We start from the raw sequence: 22143 nt of genomic DNA, 5'->3' as shown, positions 1-22143 counted from the left end.
GTAAAATCAAAGAATTATCCATTATTTAAAGAGCTGATAAACGATTAAAGAAGCAAAATAAGCCAATCCAGACATTCCGAAAAGCTGTACAAGCGTCCATTTCAACGATTTTGTTTCACGATAAACTACCGCTAAAGTCGAAACACATTGCATCGCAAACGCATAGAAAAACAAGATGGAAATTCCCGTGGCAAAACTGAAAACTTTCTCACCATTCGGTTTCACATCGTTGCGCATTTTATCGATTACTTTTCCTTCCGGAGCATCATCATCCAAAGAATACAACGTAGACATGGTTCCCACAAAAACCTCTCTTGCCACGAAACTGGTCAAAATTCCAACGCCCATTTTCCAGTCATAACCGAGTGGAGCAATCGCCGGTTCAATAGATTTTCCCAATTTCGCGAGATAAGAATGATCCAAATGCACATCGGTTGCTACTAATTCATCTGGTTTTTGTTTCGGCCCGAAATAACTGAAAAACCAAATCAAAATACTTACGATAAAAATGATTTTTCCGGCTCCGGTGATAAATTCCCAAACTTTTCCGAGAGTCAGTTTAAAATCATACCCGAAAAGCGGCATTTTATAAGTTGGTAAATCCATCACAAGGAAAGATTTTCCTTTATTTTTAATAAATTTTTTCAGAATTAAAGACGCCATCAACGAAGTGATAAACCCCAAAATATACATCGCCATCAACGCCAAAGCTTTATAACTGATTCCGCCGAAATATTTATCCGGAATAATCAATCCGATGATAATGCTGTACACCGGAAGTCGCGCAGAACACGTCATAAAAGGTGTTACCAAAATAGTAATTAATCGTTCTTTTACATTTTCGATATTTCTGGTCGACATGATGGCCGGAATCGCACAAGCCGTTCCGGAAACCAATGGTACAATACTTTTCCCGTTGAGTCCGAATGGTCTTAAAAAACGATCCATTAAAAAGATAACCCTCGCCATATAACCCGAATCTTCGAGCAGATAAAGGAAATACAACAAAATTCCGATTTGTGGCGCAAAAATCACAATCCCTCCAATTCCTGGAATGATTCCGTTGGAAATTAATGAATTAATTGGTCCTTCTGGTAAATGTTCCGCTGCGAAATTGGCAAGCCAGCTCGTCGCACTATCAATCCAGTCCATCGGATACGCAGCGATAAGGAAGACCATTTGGAAAATGAAAAGCAAAATTGCTGCAAAAATCACATATCCCCAGAATTTGTGAACCAAAATTTTATCTAATTTCTCGGTTAAAAGTTCTTTAAACTGAGGTTTTTTAGATAAAACTTTTGCAATAATTTTATCAATATTCTGATAACGCCTGATGGTTTCCTGCGTCTGTAATCTTTTCGGAACCAAGCATTTAACCTCATCATCATTCATTTGATCTTTTACCGTTTCTAGTTTTCCAAGGTAAGTATCGGAGGAAAGAAGCGTCCAGATTTTATATTGATTTTTTTCTTTGGTTTCAGTTAAAATCTTAAAAACCAAACCTTTCTGCTCCATAGGAATTTCGAAAGAAACCGTTTCAGATTTGGTGAAATGATCCTTAAAAATAGCTTCACGAAGTTCATCGATTCCTAAATTTTGTTTCGCATTGGTTTGCAAAACTTTCACGCCTAATTCTTTCGAAAGTTCATCGAGATTGATGTTAATGCCTCGTCTTTCTGCCTGATCAATCTGGTTCACCACCAATAAAACCGGAATTCCCAAATCCTGAATCTGCTGAAAAAGAAGCAAACCTCGTTTGATGCTCAATGCTTCCAAAATATAAACAACACCGGAATAATTTTGCTGTTCTTCTATTAAAAATTTAGAAAAAATAGCTTCATCTTCGGAAGTCGGATATACGCTGTACGAACCAGGCAAATCGATAACTTCTACGTTTTCGCCTTTGTACTGGTAATTTCCGGAATGGCTGGCTACGGTGACACCGGCGTAATTTCCGGTCTTTTGCTTTTTGTTACAAAGCAGATTAAAAACGGTGGATTTTCCTACATTGGGGTTTCCGACCAAAAGTATTTGTTTGTTTTGGGAAGATTTTTGCATTACACAGCTTCTACAATAATAAATGTGGCTTCTTCTTCTCGAAGCGCAATTCTGCTTTTTTCATCGCCGAATTCAATATAAAGCGGACCTTTAAAAGGCGCTTGATACAGGATTCTGAAAGCGGTTTCCGGGAGAAGTCCCATCTCAATAATTTTGTTGGGCATCTTCAGGTCTTCGTTTTCGTAACCAAGAATTTTTCCATTTTTACCTTTCGGGAAACAGCATAATTTATTAGAATTATCTCTTTTCAAGACTCAATTATTTTGCTAGCAAATATACGTTATTTAAATTAAATCTAAATAAGCAGATTGCTTAAACTGATATACTTCATAAAAAAACCCGAAAACAAAGCGTTTCCGGGTAAAAATATAATTTAGTGTATATGAATTCTATTTGCCGGATTTCGCCGGAGCAGTTTCAATTTCAATAGGATTGTTGTTGGATTCGTAAAATTCTTTCAACATTTTTTCCTTTTGTTTTACCATTTCTCCGATGGTTACATCGCTTCCAGGCATTTTTTGGGAAAGCATTTCCGGCTTCAACATCGGTCTTGCGGTCGCAAAAGGGTCTTTTTTGTAATCGTTGTAAGTTTTCTCGAATTTTTCTTTGGAAACTTCGGTCAATTTTGGTGCACCGCCAAATGATATGGTTTCAATGTAAGGAACTTCGTTGTAATTTTCGATTTTCTTATTTCCTTTCAGTTCCCAGGAATAATTTTTTCCGGAATCTTCAATTTTTACAATAAGTCCAGGCAATCCACTGAATTTGTACGGCCCATCCTGAAGCGGAATATCATTGGTAAACCACGCTGTCCATTGGCGTCCACCGAAGTCTGCTGTTGCTTTTTGAGTTTTGTAAGCACCGATGTTTTGTTTTGCAGAAGCATCAATTTTCCAAACGATTTTTGCATCGTCAGAATATCCGATTTCGATCGGCGTAAATCCGCTGGAAATGGTTTCGCTGTACGTGTACTTCATTGAAGGATAAGATTTTCTCACTTTGAAAGCAAATTTCGGTTGGGTGATGGATTTTGATAAATCTTTGAAAACACCCGATTTCTGCATCGCTTCGACCTGAACTTTCAAAATGGAATCTTGAGCCAAAATCGTGTAATCTCTGTAGATGGATTTATCTTTGGTGATGTCCAAAACAGTCATCACTTTTTCGGTAGTTTCTGCTTCTTTCTTTGGTTTAAAGGTAAGTTCGTAGAAAAACCGGTTTGCAGTTTCCTGTGCATTACCCACAAAAAATGCGGTAAGAAGCACTAAAGACAATAATTTTTTCATTTTTCTTAATTTTATATATTAGTTACTAAGATAATGTTTTTGTTACATTTTTTTAAGAAAATTTTATAATTTTTTATGATGAAACATTTATGCAAACATTGTAACTTTATTCCATAAAATTTTGGCTATGAACACCTTACCAAACCTCAAAGACGAGCTCAAACAAGAATACGAAACTACTGCAAAATTCATCGAAAACTTCCCGGAAGGTAAAAATGATTACGCTCCACACGAAAAAAGCATGAAATTGATGCCATTGGCAACACATATTGTGGAGATTTTTGCCTGGCCGGAAACAATGCTGAATACCGATACATTGGATTTTGCTGCAGGTGATTACCAACCTACCATATTATCGACAAAAAAAGAGCTTCAACAGAAATTAGAAGAAGATTACGCCAAAGGGAAAGCTGCATTGGACTCCGTTTCAGAGGAAGATTTGGATGGTAGATGGAGCATGAGTATGGGAGAGCAAGTTTTAGCTGAATGGAGTAAATATGGCGCAATTCGCCACGCTTTAGACCAAATTACTCATCACAGAGCGCAACTGGGCGTTTATTATAGATTGAATGACATTCCCCTTCCGGGAAGCTACGGACCAAGTGCCGATGAACAAGGGTTTTAGTTGTTTTTAGATAAGTTAATTAAATGATGAATCCCGCTTTACTTTGGTAAAGCGGGATTTTTTTATGAAATCATTTCGACGTTTCGTTTTTAATTTTCAGTTTCACATTCTCTGTTCTTTTTCTAATTCCTATCAAGCAACCTATTACACCTATTGCTATTTTTGGTAACCTTTAAAACTAAAAGAATGTGTTTACCTTTTATCAAAAAATCTAAAGTATATAGAACTAATTTCTACTCATCCTAGCGGTTTTCTAACCATTATTTAAAATTAAATTTCACGGTAAACATCACTTGACTCGGACGAATGTACATGGTTCGTTTGGTTGTCAACAAGAATTCCGGACTGTAGGAAATATCTTCAAAAGCTTTTTTGTTTCCAATATTCAACCATTTGATTTCAAAATCGATTTTCTTTTTAGACCAAGTGTATTGATAAGAAAGGTCGTAGAAAGAGTTTCGGTAACTTTCACTTCCGGATTTTGTGTTCAAATCATCCCAGAAGAAACCAATCGTGTGATTTTCCATCGGATAAACATAAGCGGCAAGATTGTGGCTCCACCCGGAATTTTTCTGTGAAATATTGAAAGATTCGTTGATGTTTTCTGTCCAGTTCAGCGAGATGTTGTAATCTACACTTAACCAAGAAAAATAAGTATTGTTAAATTTAAGTCCTAGATTTTGGCGGTTTGCTTTTGTTCTTTGCAAATCATTATAAAAAGTAAATCCGTTGGAATTGCTATTCGAAAAACTTAATGAAGCATTGGTCTTGAATTTCGGGAAATATTTCCCGATTTCCGCACTTTGTGTTCTGGAAATCACCTTATTATCAATCGCTGCCAACGACAATTGCGAACTGAATCCCTGTCCGGTGAATTTTTCGATAATGTTTCTATCATTCGTGTTATAACCAAATCTTACGTTGAAAAAGAGGTTGTTCAGCGGATTTCTGTATTCCAATCGGGTTCCTAAATTTCTGGAAAGATATTCCGGCATCAAAGGATTTTGAGCATCATACCTCATCGTAAGTCCTAAAGGCGAGGTGAGCATTTTTCCGCCATATAAAAATCCGAAATTTCCGAAATCATACGATTGATTGGCAAAAACCCACCATTTGAAAAACGATGCAAAATCGTAAGAAGCAAAAATACTCGGCTCAAAGACCGTTTTATTGTTGTCTAAATACTGGTTTCTCAAATTATCTTTATAAGTAATTCCATAAAAATTCAATGGCAAGTTGAGGCTTAAATTGAAATTACTCGCTTTATAATTCACTCCAACTTGAGTATATGGCTGTATTTCATTCCATTCCATATCATTCTCATATTCAGATCCGTAGCTATTAAAATTAATATTTTCGCCCAATAAAACAGATTCCAATTTATTGAAACTCATATTGAGTCCGATTTCCGGGGTGAAAGTGAATTTTTTGTAACTAAAACCCACCGAAGCAGAGTGATTCGCAAGCAATGTATTTGATTTTGCAAACTGTTGGGAAATATTGAACTGATCGGCTTCTGCGAAATTCCCTCCCATATTCAGATAAGAAGATGGATTGATGGTCAATGTTTGTTTATCGGTTTGATAACTGAAATAACTCATCACGTTGAAAAGCTTCTCTTTCCAAGGCAAAATAGCGCTTAATGAGTTCTGAATCATTCCTGAAGGCGAATGTAAACCTTGCGTTGAAGAATGATTTTCCGCATACGTATTTCCCAACGCATCTTCCTTGATGGCGTTTCTTTGGGTCATTGCGTCACTTTCGTTCCAGAAACCGTTCCAAGTTGTTGTGTTTTTAAAGAAACCTTTTTTCGCATTTTTCGTGAAAATCAATTCTCCTTTTGCAGCATTTGTGTAGAAATTATTGGCGGTAAAAGAGGTTAATTCTCCTCCGCTGGTTAATCTCGGCGACCCTACTTGGAAGATTTCAAGTTTGTTATCGCTTCTTTCGATGCTATTGTTGGTATAACTTGCGTTGGCTTTCAGTTCCCATTCTTTATTTTTGAAAGGGTTGGTTAATAAATTTGCCGAGAAAAAATGAACATTATTTTGTAGATATCTTTTCTCCGGAACACTCGGTACATCGGCGGTTTCGAGGTTGGTCCAGCTTTTTTGCGAGGCCTGGCTTCGTCTTCCTTCCCACCGGTTTCCGAAACCTAAAAGATTGCCTTCTTTTTCTACACTTTCGCCATTATTATTGGCTTTATAATTCACCACCCACTGGTTTTTTTGCCCGAAAAACATCGGTGTGAGTTTCACATTCCAAAGCAATGGATCCATTCCTACACCAACTTCTCCCCTTCCGGTCATTGTTACTGTTTTCTTTAAAACAACGTTCAATGCAGCGTTTTCAGAAGGAACTTTATCCTGAAGGATCTTCACGGGTTGGTGATTTTCCATCACTTCTACTTTTTGTACCGCATCTTTCGGGAGCGAATTATTCACCGTTCCGTAACCGCCTTCCATTAAATCTTTCCCGTTCACATAGAATTTATTGATCGGTTCACCTTGATAAAGCACTGAACCATCGCCATTCACTTCAATTCCGGGAATTTTCTTTAAAACATCTGCCAAGGTACGATCAGCTTTGCTTTCAAAAGCTTTCAAATCATAAGAAATGGTATCTCCTTTTTTAGTAATGAGTTTGGTTTTCAGTTTCACTTCTTTGATTTCTGTGGCATCGGAATCCATCGTGAAATTGAGGTTCTGATTCTCATTTTTAATGATTTTTAAAAATGATTTCTGGTTAAATGCTTTGGCTTTCAACTCTACATTTTGTTCAGCAGAAGTGAAAGTTACTTTAAATTCCCCTTTAGAATTGGTAATGGAATACGCCATAATGGCGTCTTTGCCTTGTTCTTCGACTGTTACACTTGCACTGGGAATTGGATGCCCATCCGAATCCGTAATTTTTCCGGAAACCGTAGTTTGGGCGTAAGTGATCATTGAAAAAAACAAAAAAGTAAATAGGGAGGAGAATGATTTCATTTATATTTTTTTTAAATTAGTACGCGCACCTTCATTTTTGTTACATGATCGATTGATAAACAATGAATAGTATGGTTCAAACTTCTATCCTTTTTAGATAAAAACTATCATATGATAAAGATTTGAAATTTCTTTTTTGCTAATTTTGCAACTTAATATTTAATTAATATGGGACTTCATTTAACGCCGATTGATGTTGTAGAAGACATTAGCAAAGAAGAATTCCGGGAAAAATATCTGCTTCCCCGAAAACCAGTTGTTATACGAAATATGGCTAAAAACTGGCCAGCTTACCAAAAATGGACCATGGAATACATGAAGGAAGTAGTGGGAGATGTGGAAGTGCCGCTTTATGATTCCTCAAAAGCAGATCCTTCTGCGCCGATCAATGCTTCTGCAGCGAAAATGAAGTTCGGAGATTATATCGACTTGATTCAAAGGGAACCCACCGATCTGCGGATTTTCCTTTTCGATCCTATCAAATCTGCACCGAAACTTCTCGAAGATTATATTTCACCAAAGAAACTCATGGGTGGTTTTCTCGATAAATTTCCCAATATGTTTTTCGGTGGAAAAGGTTCAGTAACTTTTCTTCATTTTGATATTGATATGGCGCATATTTTCCACACGCACTTCAACGGTCGAAAACATATTCTCCTTTTCGATTACAAATGGAAAGACCGACTTTACAAGATCCCATATGCAACTTACGCTTTAGAAGATTTTGATATCGCCAATCCAGATTTCGAAAAATTCCCGGCTCTTAATGGAATTGAAGGGGTTGAATGCTTTTTGGAACACGGCGACACTTTATTTATGCCCACCGGTTGGTGGCATTGGATGAAATACCTCGACGGTAGTTTTTCTATTTCGCTTCGAGCTTGGGATAAATCATGGGCGGTAAAAGCGCATTCTCTTTGGAATCTTACGATTCAAAGGAATTTTGATAACTTCATGAAAGCCAAATTCAAGAAAAAATACATGGATTGGAAAGAAAGAAAAGCCATAGAAAGAGCCGATTATGCTCTAAAAAAAGGGCTACCAAAATAGTCAGATAAAAAAAATAGCAAATCTAACAGTTTGCTGTTTTTTTTTCTGCAAAAGAGGCAAAAGAAATGATTGGAAAACAGCATTTCAAAAGACTGCAAAACCCTAAAATGTAATTTTGCTCACTTTTTAAAATCTTTAAACCAAAAAAAACTTTTGTCCCTTTTGTGGTTTAAAAAAAGTTCGCCAAAATAGTAAGATAATAACCGCAAAATACACTGTTTGATGTTTTTTTTAACCGCAAAAGAAAGAATGGAAAACAGCATTTCAAAAGACTGCAAAACCCTAAAATGTAATTTTGCTCACTTTTTAAAATCTTTAAACCAAAAAAATCTTTTGTCTCTTTTGCGGTTAAAAATAAACGCTTCAACTAAGGAATTCTAAAAATAGGATAGAGATTCACCGAACCTTCGAAATATTCTGAATTTTTGTAAATCCAATCCAATTGAGCTTTTCCATCATTTGCAAACTCGGGATTTGCGATTTTTTCAAACTCAAATGCAGTTCTTAAAACCTGACTGTTCTTAAGCAATTCTGCGGCGGTATCTTCGAAAACATAATCGGAAAAGTATTCTTTTTGCCCTAAAATTCCATCAAAAAAATTCCAGTTGAAGAAAGAATCGGTTGCTTCCGGCTCCAAAGTTTCTAGCAAATATTTCACGCCAAATTGTTTGGCAGAAACGATAAAATCTCCTTTTCTGAAACCTCTGTTTTTAATTTCAGATTTTACCTGAGTTTCGTAATGAAGATAATGACCTTCGTAAGGATTTTTCAATGTTTTGAAATCGGAAATTCGGTATTGTTCCACGGAAATCACCGAATCCCGGGAAATTTCCTTCATGCTGATGTTGTTTCTTTTCAAGTGTTCAATTACTTTATACTCCGATTTTGGAATGACGTAATAGCGCGGAATAGCGATCTTTTTCGTGGAAATATATTCGTCAAAAAACTTCACTTTTCGGGTAAAAGGTTTGGTTCTGTCGTAAAATAATCTGGGTTTTCCGGAAACTTCGCTGGCTTTCATGCCGGCTTCATATCCTTTAAAATCAATCAATTGAAATTGTTTTTCATTCAGTTTCCATTGCAATGAATATTGATTTCCCGGTTGTAAATTAGCGATGTTTTCATCCATTTTCTTGCGGATTTCGGTAGCATTTTTCTCTACATAACGAATGGAACTCAACATATACTCGTATGTCGCAGCAACGCGGTCTTTGTAGAGCTTCAACATGTGCGTTTCGGCAACAGTTCCCATGGTGTTGAAAAGCGTGGTGTAACCGGTCGCATAACGCGGAGAATCCATAAACGCAGGAAAACCTTCATCCGGAGAATCACCGTGAATATTGACATAAGGCGTGGTGAGCATTCCTTTTTTCTCCAACTGACTGAGAATTTCCGGTTGCATTTTTTCATTAAAATACTTCCCTAAAACGGTTCCCAATCGTTCTTTATTCGTCGAAATATAGGTGAACAAGTATTGGTAATCTGCGCCGTTACTTACATGATTATCAATAAAATAAATCGGTTTGAAATATTGAAAAATCTGCTGGAAACTTTTGGCATTTTCCGTATCATTTTTAATGAAATCGCGGTTTAGGTCGTAATTTCTTGCATTACCGCGGAAGCCGTATTCTTCCGGTCCGTTTTGGTTGGCACGGCTGAATTTCCCTCTTCTCAGCATTCCCGAAATATTATAAGACTGAATCGCGGCGATTTTAAGGTTTCTCGCGGAAACTTTTCCGGTGGCCAAATCGCGCATCAGCATCATTGTGGCGTCAATTCCATCCGGTTCACCGGGATGAATTCCATTATTAATGAGGATTGTAGCGTTATCTTTATTTTTAGAAGGCGTGAAAACAACAACTTTTATCGGTTCTCCGTTATCATCTTTCCCGAAATTCTCGATGGAAATACTTTCGAAATTTTGATCGAGTTTCTCATAATATTTCACCATTTCTTCATAAGTGGCGGTTTGGTTTCCGTTGCCTTTTTCGTAGGGAGTTTGAAAATCTTGAGCAAAAGAAAATACGGTTTGAACGAGAAAAAGTAGCGTTATTTTTTTCATTAGTAGAAAGTTTTAATTAAAAAGTCAAAAGGAGAAATGAAAGAAGATTTAAGAGAAAAGCATAAAAATTTGAATTTTGTATAAACTTATCCTTTCTCCAAAGAAAAAAATATAAAATAAGCTGTGCAAATGTAATTATGAATAGCGGAATAACTGAAAATTCCATTAGTGTTCCTAAAGTAATTCCAATATTAAGAAATAATTTGGTGGAGATAACCAAAAATAATATATAAAAAAGAATTATTGTACTAGTTATTGTTTTCCAATTCATTTTATAAAAGTAATAAAAAATCCACAGAAAATTCTGCGGATTTTATTTATCTTGATTCTTGGATCTGAAATCTTGAATCTATTGATTTAATCATTCAGTTTCAGTACCGCCATAAATGCCGTTTGTGGAACCTCTACTCTACCGATTTGCTTCATCTTTTTCTTACCTTCTTTCTGCTTTTCGAGGAGTTTACGCTTTCTGGAAATATCACCTCCGTAACATTTTGCGGTAACATCTTTTCTTAATGCTTTGATGGTTTCTCTGGCGATAACTTTGGTTCCTAAAGCCGCCTGAACAGCAATATCAAATTGTTGTCGTGGAATTAATTCGCGAAGTTTTTCGCACATTCTTTTTCCGATGTAATAGGCGTTGCTTTCGTGAATTAATGAGGAAAGTGCATCGACCATATCACCATTAATCAGGATATCCATTTTCACCAATTTTGATGGACGGAAACCAATTGGATGATAATCAAAGGACGCATATCCTTTTGAAATGGATTTCAAACGGTCATAAAAATCAAAAACAACTTCCGCCAAAGGCATATTGAACACCAACTCTACTCTCTCTGAAGTAAGATAACTTTGGTTGACGATTTCACCTCTTTTTTCAATACACAAAGTCATCACCGGACCTACAAATTCGGATTTAGTAATGATGGTGGCTTTTATATAAGGTTCTTCTACCCGATCCATCGTAGTAGGATCCATCATTTCCGATGGGTTATTGATCAAGATTGCTTTTTCAGGTTCTTTCTTGGTATATCCGTGGTAAGAAACGTTCGGAACGGTGGTAATCACGTCCATATTGAATTCCCTGTCGAGTCTTTCCTGAACAATTTCCATGTGAAGCATTCCTAAAAATCCACATCGGAAACCAAATCCAAGCGCGGCTGAACTTTCTGGCTCGAAAACAAGTGACGCGTCATTCAATCTCAGTTTTTCCAATGAAAATCTTAATTCTTCAAAATCTTCTGATTCTATCGGATAAATCCCGGCAAAAACCATAGGCTTCACCTCCTCGAATCCTTCAATAGGAGCTGCAGCACCATTCTCGAAAGTGGTAATAGTATCTCCTACTTTCACTTCGCGGGCATCTTTAATCCCGGAAATAATATAACCTACATCGCCTGTTTTGATTTCTTTTTTTGGAACTTGTTTTAGTTTTAAAGTTCCTACCTCATCTGCTTCGTACATCTTATCGGTCGCCATAAATTTGATGCGCTGACCTTTCTTGATGCTTCCGTTTACGACTTTAAAATAGGCTTCAATTCCTCGGAACGGATTATAAACAGAGTCAAAAATAAGCGCCTGAAGCGGTCCGTCTTCATTACCAACTGGAGCAGGAATTCTTTTCACAATTTGCTCCAGAAGTTCATGCACGCCTTCGCCAGTTTTCCCGGAAACGCGGAGTACATCTTCATAATCGCATCCAATAAGATTCATAATCTCATCGGTTACCTCTTCCGGATTTGCTGACGGTAAATCGATTTTGTTGAGGACAGGAATAATGGTTAAATCATTTTCCAACGCCAAATACAAATTACTAATCGTTTGTGCCTGAATACTTTGTGCAGCGTCTACAATCAGAAGCGCACCTTCACAAGCGGCGATCGAGCGAGATACTTCATAGGAGAAATCAACGTGGCCCGGAGTGTCGATCAGGTTGAGTACATATTGTTCTCCATCCAGCTCATAATCCATTTGTATTGCATGAGATTTTATGGTAATTCCACGCTCTTTTTCGAGGTCCATGTCGTCCAAGGTTTGCGATTGCAATTCTCTTTGGGTAACGGTATTGGTGTATTCCAAAAGCCGGTCAGCCAAAGTAGATTTTCCGTGGTCGATATGTGCAATGATGCAAAAGTTTCGTATGTTTTTCATTCAATTCTAGATAGTTTGCAAATTTAGTATTTTTTAGCGGATTTTGTTGAATGTTTAAAATGGCCTTGATTTCTTCAATAAAACCTCTGAAATCCGCTAATTTTAATAGAATAGATTTTTAATTTAGAAAAAAGAACGACCTCCGCAAAAAAATTACAGAGGTCGTTCAAACATTAAAAAAATAAACTATTATGGTCGCCTGCGCTGCGGAAGGGTTTTCCCGGATCCGTCTTGTTTTTTGTCTAATATTTTGTTTCGCATCTTCCCTTCGGTTTGGTACATCTGAAGTACTTGCTGTGGCTTAATCACTTTCATGAATTTTTGTGAATAAATCCTTCTGTTATCCAAAAGTTGCTGTCCTATTTCGAAACTTTCATTGAGTCTTTGTTTTGCCTCTTCATCGCTCATATTATCATAATCCTCACTCGTCTTGAACTTCTTTTTGATTTCGTTTTGTTTTTCCTGATATTCTGCAAAAAGGTTTTTAAACTCAGCTTGTTCATCTGCAGCAACCTCCAGTTCTTCTACCATCATGTTTTCCCGAAATTGTTTCAACAACTTCATTCTATCGTCTGGACTCATATTTTGGATCAGTTCTTTTCGCTGTTCAGGTTTCATTTTCTTCCAATCATACTTCTGCTCTTGAGCAAAACTATTGTTGGATGCAAATAGCAGAACCATTACTATCAATAAAGTCTTTTTCATGTCTTTTTCAATTTAATTATACAGATCCAAATAAATATCTTGTTCCGCATTTTTCCCTAAATCTGCCAATTCAGTGGAGGTGAAACTCGATAGTATTTGATCAACCTGAACTTCCGGAGTTTGAACTGCAGTTTGTACGTTCTTGGTTGCAACGGTTTTTGTTTCTGTATTGTCAGCAACTTTCACTTTAGTTTCGCTTTCTTTTGGATCATTTACTTCTATGGAAGTTAAATCATCATTTAAAGTTTGATAAGCAATTTTCGCTTCATTATCAGGTTTAATGATTGATTCTGAATTATTTACAATACTTGTATTCTGGTTAGAAATTTCTGTTGCGGTTAAGTTTTGTGGTTCTGCTTTTTCATTTTGGTTAATAACAAAAGTAGCTCCAAAAACCATCGCCATTGCCGCGGCAGCAGCGTACATCCAGTTCAGTTTCACGGTTTTGGTCTCCTTTTTTGGTGCGGTTTCTTTCAAAACATTTGCCTGAATTTCCGCAAAAAAACTTTCCTCGGGAACTTTGTAAATATTTTTACGTTCTAAATGTTCTATATCTAAATTTTTCATCTTAAAATTTGGCTTTTCAAATTCAATCCAATCAATTATTCGGTGTAATTCGCTTTGATGTACACTTCAACTTTTTGTTTTGCGTAATGGTAATTTGTTTTCAATGTTCCCACCGACATGTCGAGAATTTTAGAAATTTCTTCGTAGGGTAAATCATCATAATATCTCATGGTAAACACCAATTTTTGCTTCTCCGGCAAGGATTGAATTGCTTTTTGCAACAAAACCTGAATTTCTTCGGCCTCCGCAGAAACATTATCTGCAACCAGATTTTGCAAGTGATGTTCGGTTTCTTCATCCGATTTTTGCATTCTTTTCGATTTTTTCAGCTGTTGCAAAGATTCGTTGGTTGCGATCCGATAAAGCCAAGTGTATAAATGGCTGTCCTGCTTAAACTGATGAAAATTCTGGTATGCCTTAATAAAAGTATCCTGCAAAGTATCCTGCGCCAAATCATGGTCCACCACTATTCTTCTGATATGCCAATACAACCTGCTCTGATATGCATCCATCATCTGGCGAACGCCCTTTTCACGGGTTTTTTCGCTAGACATCAACTCTATAATTTCGCTTTCCTGAATCTTCATTGAGATGCTTTCGGGTTTTTGATGGTAAATTTACTTAAAAGTTAAATTGGTATTTGAATTTTTAGTCCAAACCAAATAATTATCTTTGTTACTAATTAAATTTTAATGAAGATTGTAATCATCGGGTCCGGCAACGTCGCTTATCATTTAGCGAAAGCGTTTTCTCAAAAAAATATTCCCGTTACCCAAATTTTTGGCCGCAACGAATTGGCGCTGAAAGAAATATCAGAAGAATTTAAAATTCCTTTTTCCACATCAGAAATTGCACACGCAGATTTGTATTTGATTTCAGTAAATGATGATTCAGTAGAAACTATTTCTGCTAAAATTCTTAATGAAAACGCTTTGGTAGCACACACTTCCGGCTCTTTGCCCAAAGAAATTCTTCAAGGAAATTACCGAAAAGCAAGTTTTTACCCGCTGCAAACTTTCTCCAAATCGAAGGAACTTCAGTACGAAGAAATTCCGTTTTTTGTAGAAGCGGAAAATGCGGAAGATTTAGAAGTGCTGAGAAATCTCGCTTCTCAAATTTCGAAAAAAGTAACAATTTCCGATTATGAAAAAAGAAAATACATTCACCTCACCGCGGTTTTTGCCTGCAATTTTGTGAATCATCTTTTTGCAAGAGCCAAAGAAATTTCGGATTCCCAAAATATTCCTTTTGATTATTTTTTGCCATTAATCGACGAAACTGTTCAAAAAATCCATGAAATTGAACCAAAATCCGCACAAACTGGTCCCGCCGTGAGAAATGACCAAAGGGTTTTGCAACTTCATGAAGCTTTAATTAAAGATGAAGAACATCTTAAAATCTACAAAACCATCAACGAATCGATAAAGAAAATGTATGAGTTATAAATCAAAATTACAAAATATAAAGGCCTTCGTTTTCGATGTAGACGGAGTTTTTACCGACGGAAGCGTCTATTTGATGCCGGACAAAAGCATGTGCCGCGTGATGAATGTATTGGACGGATACGCGGTGGTAAAAGCAGTGAAAAACGATTACAAAATCTGCGTCATCACCGGTGGCGACGATCCTGCGGTGAGAAACCGAATCAATTATCTTGGAATTACGGAATACCACGCCAAAATCTCCGATAAAATTGCAAAATATGAAGAATTCAAACAAAAATATGGTCTTCAGGACGATGAAATTTTAACGATGGGCGACGATTTACCAGACATCAAAATGATGAAAGCTTCGGGGATTGCAACCTGCCCGAAAAATTCGGTTCCGGAAGTGAAAGCCATTTCAGCATATATTTCCCCAATCGAAGGCGGAAAAGGTGCCGTTCGCGACGTTATCGAACAGGTGATGAAAGTTCAGGGAAAATGGATGGAAGATGATACCAAAAGCACTTAAAATTTAAGGATGAAAATATTATTAGCCTCCAACTCTCCGCGAAGAAAAGAGCTTTTAACGAGTTTAAATATTGAATTTGAATCCGTAAAAGTTGATTGTGATGAAATTTATCCGAAAGATTTAGCGATCGAAAAAGTAGCGGAATACCTATCTGAACTGAAATCCAATGCCTATAAAAAGCTTTCAAAGAACGAAATTCTAATCACCGCAGATACCATTGTTGCGATTGGAAACGAAATTCTCGGAAAACCAAAAGATGAAAACGAGGCCAAAGAAATGCTCCGAAAACTTTCCGGAAATACCCATCAGGTTCTTACCGGAATCACGCTTCGAAGCACAAAAAAATGCGTTTCTGTGACGGATATTGCGGAAGTAGAAACTGAAATACTGACCGAAGAGGAAATCGGCAACTACATCACCCGTTGCAAGCCTTTCGATAAAGCAGGAAGCTACGGCGTGCAGGAATGGTTCGGCATGGCGAAGATTAAAAAGATCAACGGAAGTTTTTACACGATTATGGGACTTCCTACGCATTTGGTTTATGCGCTACTAAAAGATTTTCAATAATAAATGGTAAAAGTAAAAAATCATTATTTTTACAAAAATTAGCCGGTAATTTTATACTAAAATGCCGATTTACAAGTTATTATCAAATAATGAAAAAAACGATCTACTTCCTTTTAGCAATCACCGTTCTCAACTCTTGTTCTACTAGGAAAAAGAACAACGATTCTTCCTTTATGAAAGGATTTTTCTCCTATTACAACACTCTTTTCAACAGTAAAGAAGCGCTGCAAACCGAACTGAAAAACCGTGATAAGGCTCATCAGGACAATTTTTATGCACCTTATATTCAGCTTTTAACTTATGATGAGCAACCTTTGGGAACCGATTTACAATCCAGCGGAATGTTTGGTGAAGATCCCAATTTAAACGGACCGGGTGTTCCAGGAAGAAATTCTGCCAATGTACCGATGAAATCGGGCGCGTCAATTCTTGAAATTTCTGAAGCTAAAGCACTGAAAACCATTGCCAAATATTCTGTAATGAAAGGGGGAGAGGAAAAAAATAAAAAGATTTTCGATGCCCATATTTTGCTCGCTCAAGCAAGAATTTACAACAACAAACCACTAGAAGCATTGGATGGTCTAAATTATATTTTTTCGAACATGAGAAAAGATAAAAGACTTCCATTGGCAAAAATTTATCAGGGATTGGCTTACTCGAAAATGGGAGATTTTGCGAGAGCACAAGACGTTTTTGCGGAATTAAAAAAAGAGGATCTCAAGAAAGATTATAAAAAATTACTCAGCATTTATTACTCAGAAATGCTTTTGCAAGCCGGAAAAAAAGAAGATGCGATTTCCGAACTCGTAGATGCGTATGCGCTTAACAAAAACAGAAAATTAAGAAGCAGAATTGCATTTTTAAGAGGGCAAATCCTGGCGAATCTTGGCAAAAATGAAGAAGCAAGAGAAAGCTTTGTTTCCGCTTACAAAAATGCCAACAATTTCGAATTTGAAGTGAAGTCGCAAATTGAAATCGCCAAAACCTTTAATGGAAAAGACGATTACGAAGGCGCAAAAGAATACATCGAGAAAATAAGTAAAAAAGGAACATACGCTTCCCGAAAAAATGAGTTTTATTACGCACTGGGCTTAATGGCCAACAAAGCCGGAAAAAAAGAGGAAGCCAAAGCTTATTTCGCTCAATCTTTGAAAGAAAAATTATCGGATCCGCAAATTCGTGGACTCGATTATTACGAAATCGGGAAGGGGTTTTTCGAAGAAAGCGATTACCTTTCGGCCGGTGCTTACTACGATTCTGCTTTGGCGGTAATGACCTATCAACCATCGAAAATTCTTTTGGAGGAGAAATCATCGAACATCAAACAGGTTTCTGCCAATTATTATTTAATCAAAAAAAATGACAGTATTTTGGCATTAACCAAAATGCCGGAAGCCGAAAGAATCGCTTATTTCAACAAACATATCGAAGCCATAAAAGCTAAAGAAGCCAAGGAAGAACTCGAAAGAAAAAGAAACGAAAGAAGCCAAGGTTTCGACACCGGAGATTATTCTTCTAACTCAATTTTTGCTAATAACCAAAGTGGTTTTCAGGATTTTGGAACTCAAAAAGGAGGTTTCTATTTTGCCAATTTGAGTACCGTAGCTAAAGGGGAAGCCAGCTTTAAACAAATCTGGGGAAACCGAAGCTTGAGCGACAATTGGCGTACTTCCGCGCGAAGCAACTCGATCGAAGACCTTAAAAATGAAGCCATGGGAATTTCCTCAGCGCCGGATCCGCGAAGACTGGAGCCGAGCTTTTACATTGAGAAAATCCCTACCAAAACCGAGGAAATATTAGCACTAAAAAAAGCACGCGATACGGCAAGTTTAGGGCTTGGAAGAATGTATGAAAATTTCTTTTCCGATACGCCATTGGCGACCAAAACTCTCTACGATCTTGTTGATTCCAATCCTGATCAGGAAACCAAATTACAAGCTTTGTACAGTATTTTTGCCTTTAATTACGAAGAGAATCCTGCAGCCGGCGAAAGAGCAAAACAAATGATACTCACCGAATTTCCTTACACTTCGTATGCGGAATTTGTGAAAAATCCTAAAAATAATGCCTTCGCAAAATCATCGGAAGAAGTAGAAAAAGCTTATGCTGAAGCTTTCGATTTATATAGCAAAGAAAAGTATACAGAAAGTAAAACATTGATTGAAAGCTCATTAGAAAAATATCCGAAAGATGCACTCGTTCCGAAATTTGCTTTATTAAATGCCTTTAATTCCGGAAAAATAGCAGGGAAGGAAATCATGATTTTGCAACTCGAACAAATTGCGCTCAACTATTCCAGAACGCTCGAAGGCGAAAAAGCTAAAGAAATGCTGAAGTACTTAAAAAGTGATTTGGTGATGGAAATAACTGACGAAAACGGCAATAAAAACCAAACTTCCGGACCTGGAAAACCACAAATTCAGGAAGATGATGCAGCTCCTTCGCCAATGCGTTCACAAGAACAAACCACAGAACTTGCGACACCACAGGGAAGATCGAATACAGATGCAACACCACCTTTGAGAAGGCCTGGAAAAAGTTTGCAATTGGAAAAACCTGCGCAAATACAATAAAATAAATAGGCTGTCCCAATTTCGAGACAGCCTATTTTTAGTATTGAATAATAAATTTTTATGATTTGCTTTTCTTCTTTACGCCTTGAAATTCTTTCAGATAAAAGGGTTCGAAATAAGCAACATCTTCAAAATCCTGATGATTGAATTTCTCTACCGATTTTTTTATTAAAAATTTCGCGGAAGGGTAGATCTTTTCATCAAATTCCGCGTTAGGAAGTTGCAAAATATCTTTCGCCTTCGCGGCTCCATCACCCACGAAAATCACCTTTTGATCTTTAAATTCTTGAAAAGAAGTCTCGTCTAAAATTTTCGCTTCGGTTTCCGAGAGCATCTCCCCGGTTTTTCCGTTGAAAACGGCGGTATAAACCTCCATTCTTCTTGCATCGAGCAATGGGATCACAAGATCAAAATCGCGGCTTAAAAACGGGTCTATCATCGTTTCCATAGAATTTACGGCGATTAAAGGAATTTTTAGCCCATAACAAAAACCTTTTGCGGCGGAGGAGCCAATTCGCAAGCCGGTGTAGGAACCGGGTCCCATTCCCAGAGAAACAGCATCTAAATCCTGGAGCGAAATTTCAGCGCCTTCCAAAGCCCATTCTACAAAGGTGTGAAGACTTTCGGACTGCTTATAATTTTCTGAAACTTCTTCACATAAGCACAGCAATTCTTCGCCATCGGAGATGGCAACGGAACAGTTTTTCGACGAGGTTTCGATATGGAGGATTTTCATGCGGCAAATTTAGGAATTCAAAGACAATCAAATCATGTTGGGAAATGATTTTTACAAATTTTTATAAACTGTTCTCGGTTCACTTTGCGCACTCGGATAAATCGTTAAATCTGAAATGGCTACATGTTTCGGAGTATTCACACAATAGGAAATTGCATCGGCGACATCTTTAGCTTCCAAAGCTTTAAAACCCTGATAAACGGTATTTGCTCGGTCTTCATCCCCTTTGAAACGAACTTTTGAAAAATCGGTTTCAACCAATCCGGGCTGGATATTGGTCACTTTAATTCCGAATTCGGTAAGTTCTAGGCGCATTCCTTCGGAAATTACATCCACTGCTCTTTTTGAAGCGCAATAAACCACGCCGTTGGCATACGTTTGTTTGGCCGCAACGGAAGAAATATTCACAATATGTCCCGAATTTTTGGCTTTCATTCCAGGAATTATGAGTTTAGAAACGTACAAAAGTCCCTTCACATTTCCATCCATCATCGCATCCCAATCCTCAATTCTTCCTTCGGAAAGTGGTTCTAATCCATGTGCATTTCCGGCATTATTAATGAGAATGTCAATATTTTTAAAGTTTTCAGGTAGGGAAAGAATTGCTTTTTCAACTTCACTGAAAATTCTTTGATCGAAGTTTAAAGCAAAAACTTCGGTAAATCGGGAAAGTTCAACTTTTAATTCCTCTAAAACATCGGTTCGTCTTCCGCAAATAACAAGTTTAAAGCCTTGATTAGCAAACAATTTTGCAGTAGCTTTTCCAATACCCGAGGTGGCTCCGGTGATTAGTGCTGTTTTCATATTTTAAAAAGAAATTGTTTAATAATTAATTGGCATCGAAACTCTGAAAAGCATCTTCGATATGGGTTATTTGCATAACTCCGGCCGAATCGGGAACAATGGTGATGATATCGAAACGTACTTCTTTGTCGAGTTTTCTCTCTTTCATGAAGAAATCTGCGCATAAAACAATCGACTTTATTTTTCCTTTGGTTACGGCTTCTTGTGGTTCAATAACCGTCGTGTAACTGCGAGCTTTCACTTCGGTCACGACGATTATTTCATTATATTCAGCTACGATATCAATTTCCAATTTCTGAAAATGAAAATTTCTCGCAAGAATTTTATAGCCTTTTTTAACTAAATATTCTGTAGCCAGGTCTTCTGCTAAATTCCCGAAATCGTTGTGATCTGCCATTTTGTTAGAAATTAACTTCCACTTTCTTATCGGATTTCAAAGTTACTTTTGCACCAATAATCAGCGGACGGTTATCGTGAATATGCCCATTTGGAAATCCAAAAACGGTGGGGAAATCATACTTTTTCAACCGTTCCGAAATAATTTGATAGGCAAATTCATCGAAGCTTTCTTCGTAGTTTTTATTGTCTTTTTCGTTGCCCATATTGGTCATTCCACCGACAATTAATCCTTTAATTTGCCTGAAAACTCCGGCCAAATCAAGGGAAATCATCATGCGATCGAGTGCGTAATAATTCTCGCCAATGTCTTCGATGAAAAGGATTTTATCTTTAAAATTGAAAGAATAAGGCGTTCCAAGCAACGCATAAATAAGGGCTAAATTTCCACCAACCAATTCTCCTTCAACATTTCCATCTTTATTGAAAGTGCTTTTTTCAATAGAATATTTCGGTAGTTTTCCTTCTAAAATATCGAAAGTAAGATCATAACTTTCTTCGGATACGCCGAAACTTGAAGTTTTCACGGTTTGTCCATGAATGGAAGCAAAATTATTTTTTATCAAATAACTCTGTATCACGGTGTTATCCGAATATCCAATATACCATTTCGGGTTTTTTCTGAATTTTGAAAGTCTTAAATTCCTTAGCAAATGTTGACAGCCATAACCACCTCGCGATGCCCAAATTGCAGAAATCTCTTCTTCATTGAACGCCCAATTCATATCGGAAATTCGCTCTTTCTCAGTTCCTGCATAGGAATACCCATTCGAATAATTGGTGTAAAGGTGTTTGCCTAAAACAGGTTCATAACCTTTTGATTCAATGATTTTTAACCCATTTTCCAATTGAGATTCGTTCACCGATCCCGCTGGAGAAATAATGGCGATTTGATCTCCTTTTTTTAAGCTTTTGGGAAAAATGATGCTGTCCATTACTTGCTTAATTTTTGTTCTGTTTTTTCTGCTTCTTCCAACTTTCGATCAAATTGGTTGAATTTTTTAAAACTTTGTAGAAATATAAAAATGCTGAAACCTACTAAAATAAAACCTACTCCTTTTCGGATTTGATTGGCTAATTTTTCGGTCAGCTTATCATGAAATTGCTTGGCAAGATAAATTTTTAAAATATCGATGATGACATAAGTTCCTACCACCAAAGCCATATACAAAAGAAATTCATCGAGATTAGGATAGGCATTTCGCACGGATATGACCGTCACCAACCAAAAAAGGACGACCCCGATATTCAGAATATTAAAGAAAAATCCGTTGAGAAAGGTTTTAAAATAATTCTGATTGATCATTTTTTCTTCCCCTGCGATATGCATTTTAGTTTTGGAAACAATCATATAAATCGCATAAATCAGGATGATAAAGGCCGTAATGCGGTAAAAACCGGGATGTTTATCAATCAGTTGCACCAAATCTGCACTGGCAAAAAATGCCGCAACGATGCAAATAATATCGGCCGTAATAACGCCCATATCCAACGCAAAAGCATGTCGCGGACCACGGGAAAAACTGGTTTCGATAAGCAGGAAAAAAATAGGTCCGAGAAAGACCAGACTAAGCATTATTCCTAATCCTACAGCGGATAAAATAAGTTCAATCATAATTG

20 protein-coding genes are annotated in these 22143 nt (G+C 37.0%); 6 read left to right on the top strand and 14 right to left on the bottom strand.

Translation table 11 applies throughout. The features are described from left to right. Positions 1-21: 21 nt before the first annotated feature. The 3 genes from feoB to H0S70_RS10915 form a co-directional block, all read right to left on the bottom strand. Positions 22-2058, bottom strand: coding sequence for a ferrous iron transport protein B (feoB, locus tag H0S70_RS10925; protein ID WP_188320822.1), 2037 nt, complete (start codon positions 2056-2058; stop codon positions 22-24). After that, a complete protein-coding gene (locus tag H0S70_RS10920; RefSeq protein WP_123249460.1) occupies positions 2058-2309 on the bottom strand; it encodes a FeoA family protein in 252 nt (83 codons plus the stop codon). Before H0S70_RS10920 ends, feoB begins: the two co-directional genes overlap by 1 nt. Positions 2310-2447: 138 nt before the next feature. Continuing rightward, entirely contained in the window at positions 2448-3344 is an 897-nt protein-coding gene (locus tag H0S70_RS10915) for a GLPGLI family protein (protein WP_188320821.1), read from the bottom strand. Positions 3345-3471: 127 nt separating this feature from the next. Here H0S70_RS10915 and H0S70_RS10910 point away from each other — a divergent pair, with 127 nt between their 5' ends. Next, positions 3472-3969 (top strand): DinB family protein, encoded by a 498-nt coding sequence (locus H0S70_RS10910; RefSeq protein ID WP_188320820.1) that lies wholly within the window; start codon positions 3472-3474, stop codon positions 3967-3969. A 260-nt stretch (positions 3970-4229) separates the two neighbouring features. On the opposite strand, the gene H0S70_RS10905 is transcribed toward H0S70_RS10910, so the two are convergent. Continuing rightward, entirely contained in the window at positions 4230-6956 is a 2727-nt protein-coding gene (locus H0S70_RS10905) for a carboxypeptidase regulatory-like domain-containing protein (RefSeq protein ID WP_188320819.1), read from the bottom strand. 168 nt (positions 6957-7124) lie between these two features. On the opposite strand from H0S70_RS10905, the gene H0S70_RS10900 reads away from it, so the two are divergent. Next, entirely contained in the window at positions 7125-8006 is an 882-nt protein-coding gene (locus tag H0S70_RS10900) for a cupin-like domain-containing protein (RefSeq protein WP_188320818.1), read from the top strand. A gap of 367 nt (positions 8007-8373) precedes the next feature. Here H0S70_RS10900 and H0S70_RS10895 read toward each other — a convergent pair whose 3' ends face one another. The 5 genes from H0S70_RS10895 to H0S70_RS10875 form a co-directional block, all read right to left on the bottom strand. Continuing rightward, positions 8374-10068: a M14 family zinc carboxypeptidase gene (locus tag H0S70_RS10895; protein ID WP_188320817.1), complete on the bottom strand. Its 1695-nt coding sequence runs from the start codon at positions 10066-10068 to the stop codon at positions 8374-8376. 357 nt (positions 10069-10425) lie between these two features. Further along, the gene (lepA, locus tag H0S70_RS10890) at positions 10426-12222 is read right to left on the bottom strand and encodes a translation elongation factor 4 (protein WP_123249454.1); all 1797 of its coding nucleotides are present in this window, start codon (positions 12220-12222) and stop codon (positions 10426-10428) included. 189 nt (positions 12223-12411) lie between these two features. Next, positions 12412-12927, bottom strand: a complete 516-nt coding sequence (locus H0S70_RS10885; protein ID WP_123903914.1) for a hypothetical protein — start codon at positions 12925-12927, stop codon at positions 12412-12414. 12 nt (positions 12928-12939) lie between these two features. Then, positions 12940-13494 (bottom strand): hypothetical protein, encoded by a 555-nt coding sequence (locus H0S70_RS10880; protein ID WP_188320816.1) that lies wholly within the window; start codon positions 13492-13494, stop codon positions 12940-12942. Positions 13495-13529: 35 nt separating this feature from the next. Further along, the gene (locus tag H0S70_RS10875) at positions 13530-14081 is read right to left on the bottom strand and encodes an RNA polymerase sigma factor (RefSeq protein ID WP_123903912.1); all 552 of its coding nucleotides are present in this window, start codon (positions 14079-14081) and stop codon (positions 13530-13532) included. 105 nt (positions 14082-14186) lie between these two features. On the opposite strand from H0S70_RS10875, the gene H0S70_RS10870 reads away from it, so the two are divergent. The 4 genes from H0S70_RS10870 to porW all read left to right on the top strand — a co-directional run bounded on the left by H0S70_RS10870 (position 14187) and on the right by porW (position 18587). Then, a complete protein-coding gene (locus H0S70_RS10870; RefSeq protein WP_188320815.1) occupies positions 14187-14939 on the top strand; it encodes a Rossmann-like and DUF2520 domain-containing protein in 753 nt (250 codons plus the stop codon). Then, positions 14929-15447, top strand: a complete 519-nt coding sequence (locus H0S70_RS10865; protein WP_188320814.1) for a KdsC family phosphatase — start codon at positions 14929-14931, stop codon at positions 15445-15447. The genes H0S70_RS10870 and H0S70_RS10865 overlap by 11 nt, the downstream gene beginning before the upstream one ends. A gap of 9 nt (positions 15448-15456) precedes the next feature. Beyond that, positions 15457-16014 carry a Maf family protein gene (locus H0S70_RS10860; protein WP_188320813.1) on the top strand — a complete coding sequence of 186 codons (558 nt, stop codon included), beginning with the start codon at positions 15457-15459 and terminating at the stop codon, positions 16012-16014. 89 nt (positions 16015-16103) lie between these two features. After that, on the top strand, positions 16104-18587 hold the full coding sequence (gene porW / locus H0S70_RS10855) for a type IX secretion system periplasmic lipoprotein PorW/SprE (RefSeq protein WP_188320812.1): 2484 nt from the start codon (positions 16104-16106) through the stop codon (positions 18585-18587). A 58-nt stretch (positions 18588-18645) separates the two neighbouring features. Here the strand turns inward: porW and tsaB are convergent, their stop codons facing one another. From tsaB to H0S70_RS10830, 5 genes are read right to left on the bottom strand one after another with little or no spacing between them, the layout of a single operon-like run. Continuing rightward, positions 18646-19323, bottom strand: a complete 678-nt coding sequence (gene tsaB / locus H0S70_RS10850) for a tRNA (adenosine(37)-N6)-threonylcarbamoyltransferase complex dimerization subunit type 1 TsaB (RefSeq protein WP_188320811.1) — start codon at positions 19321-19323, stop codon at positions 18646-18648. Between the two features lie 51 nt (positions 19324-19374). Then, the gene (locus H0S70_RS10845) at positions 19375-20127 is read right to left on the bottom strand and encodes an SDR family NAD(P)-dependent oxidoreductase (protein WP_188320810.1); all 753 of its coding nucleotides are present in this window, start codon (positions 20125-20127) and stop codon (positions 19375-19377) included. Between the two features lie 25 nt (positions 20128-20152). Then, positions 20153-20524 (bottom strand): YraN family protein, encoded by a 372-nt coding sequence (locus H0S70_RS10840; RefSeq protein ID WP_031501215.1) that lies wholly within the window; start codon positions 20522-20524, stop codon positions 20153-20155. Positions 20525-20528: 4 nt separating this feature from the next. After that, positions 20529-21458 (bottom strand): S66 peptidase family protein, encoded by a 930-nt coding sequence (locus H0S70_RS10835; RefSeq protein WP_188320809.1) that lies wholly within the window; start codon positions 21456-21458, stop codon positions 20529-20531. Continuing rightward, positions 21458-22138, bottom strand: a complete 681-nt coding sequence (locus H0S70_RS10830; RefSeq protein ID WP_188320808.1) for a LysE family translocator — start codon at positions 22136-22138, stop codon at positions 21458-21460. The genes H0S70_RS10835 and H0S70_RS10830 overlap by 1 nt, the downstream gene beginning before the upstream one ends. Positions 22139-22143 lie beyond the last annotated feature (5 nt).

Origin of the sequence: Chryseobacterium manosquense (assembly GCF_014623485.1) — a bacterium.
In the GTDB taxonomy this organism is placed as follows: domain Bacteria; phylum Bacteroidota; class Bacteroidia; order Flavobacteriales; family Weeksellaceae; genus Kaistella; species Kaistella haifensis.
Note: the sequence above shows the minus strand (reverse complement) of the source record. Positions and strands in the feature narration are given on the sequence as shown.